The organism is Paenibacillus taichungensis (assembly GCF_013359905.1).
GTDB classification, from domain to species: domain Bacteria; phylum Bacillota; class Bacilli; order Paenibacillales; family Paenibacillaceae; genus Paenibacillus; species Paenibacillus taichungensis.
The window spans coordinates 1-1159 of sequence record NZ_JABMCC010000049.1 but is presented as its reverse complement, the minus strand read 5'-3'; the positions used below and the strand labels follow the sequence as shown (position 1 = coordinate 1159).

The 1159-nt window shown below is 45.5% G+C and carries 3 protein-coding genes; all 3 read right to left on the bottom strand.

All coding sequences use genetic code 11. From position 1 onward, the window contains the following. Window positions 1–170: 170 nt before the first annotated feature. Genes HP548_RS00375 through HP548_RS00365 form a run of 3 tightly spaced genes read right to left on the bottom strand, consistent with a single transcriptional unit; the run spans window position 171 to window position 1035 of the window. Window positions 171–566 (bottom strand): hypothetical protein, encoded by a 396-nt coding sequence (locus HP548_RS00375; RefSeq protein WP_175380579.1) that lies wholly within the window; start codon window positions 564–566, stop codon window positions 171–173. Window positions 567–601: 35 nt separating this feature from the next. Beyond that, window positions 602–805, bottom strand: a complete 204-nt coding sequence (locus HP548_RS00370) for a hypothetical protein (protein WP_175380578.1) — start codon at window positions 803–805, stop codon at window positions 602–604. Next, window positions 802–1035, bottom strand: a complete 234-nt coding sequence (locus tag HP548_RS00365) for a hypothetical protein (protein WP_175380577.1) — start codon at window positions 1033–1035, stop codon at window positions 802–804. Before HP548_RS00365 ends, HP548_RS00370 begins: the two co-directional genes overlap by 4 nt. Between the last annotated feature and the right edge of the window lie 124 nt (window positions 1036–1159).

The window sequence follows — 1159 nt, the reverse complement described above, 5'->3', positions numbered from 1 at the left end:
CTTCCCCGCATCACACCGCCCTTCGCCAGTTATGAAGCTTGACTGGGTCACCTAGCATGATCGAGTCCGGGTGGAATAACGGTACACCCAGGCACACCGGAAGGAAGCAATTCCCTTCTTATGTGCCTAGTGTATAACTGATCAACCGTCACTTTGGCGTCACTCCGCCGTCATATCACCGTCAATCTACCGTCACTTTTTCCAATGATACCGCAGAGTTTCAAGTGTTCAGCAATCGTGTCCACTCCACGTCCTATTCTACGGTCAATCGTCTTTTCACTTCTACGGTGCTTATCCCAGAAACGATCTATTGTGCTGGAATATTTGAGTCCCTTCATATAACGGTGTTCGAAAATCAGTTTCACTTCATCATCTATGATCAAACCAAAGGCAACGTCGATTTCATCAACCAGGAGGCCCCATTCGTTCAAGCGCTCCTGTTGCTTCGGTGTTAATTCAGGTCTGCTTCTCAATTCAGTTACGATCCGACTCAACTTGGGATAACGTTTCAGAAGCAACTTAACCTCGTTCCGTTCATCCTTCGTTATGCTCTCGTAAAATTCCATTTGGTACACCGCAGCCCCCATATATGGCCCCTTTCCTAAATATCAAATACCGCTTGTCCTACTGGTAACTCGGGTTTCGAAGCTTGGCGAATCAACCCTGCATCCAGCCAACGCTTTGGTGCTTTCTTCTTATAATTATCCCAAACTGGTGTTCCTGCCACAATACTTTGAAACTTATTTTCCTCCACTGCTTTTTCTGTCCATTCCCAATGATATTTTGCTTCAAGCTGATCGGTCATTTGGTTTCACCGCCTACCCGCTGCCGGCGCATTTCTTCAACCTGGAATTTAACGCATCTTTCTTTATAATGATCGGCTTCGCGCCGGAATAAGTCCCGCTCACACGATAATTGAAGGTTAACATCAGTAATTGCCTGCAACGCCTCGTCTTTCTCTTTCAGTAATTCAATCAGATCCGAAACATTCGCTCCTTCTAATGCGTCCAAGTCGGCTGCTACACGGTTGTTCATTCCACCACCAACTTCCCTAATTCCCGAATCTCTGATTTGCTTCTAGCCTTTGTAAAGTTGTTCAGATATGCGATTTTCTTCATTGTTCGTTTGGATTCAATCTTTACAGTGATCTTTTCCATGG

Coding starts and splice junctions, on each gene's coding strand:
- HP548_RS00370 (WP_175380578.1), bottom strand. CDS start 805: ATGACCGATCAGCTTGAAGCAAAATATCATTGGGAATGGACAGAAAAA.
- HP548_RS00375 (WP_175380579.1), bottom strand. CDS start 566: ATGGAATTTTACGAGAGCATAACGAAGGATGAACGGAACGAGGTTAAG.
- HP548_RS00365 (WP_175380577.1), bottom strand. CDS start 1,035: ATGAACAACCGTGTAGCAGCCGACTTGGACGCATTAGAAGGAGCGAAT.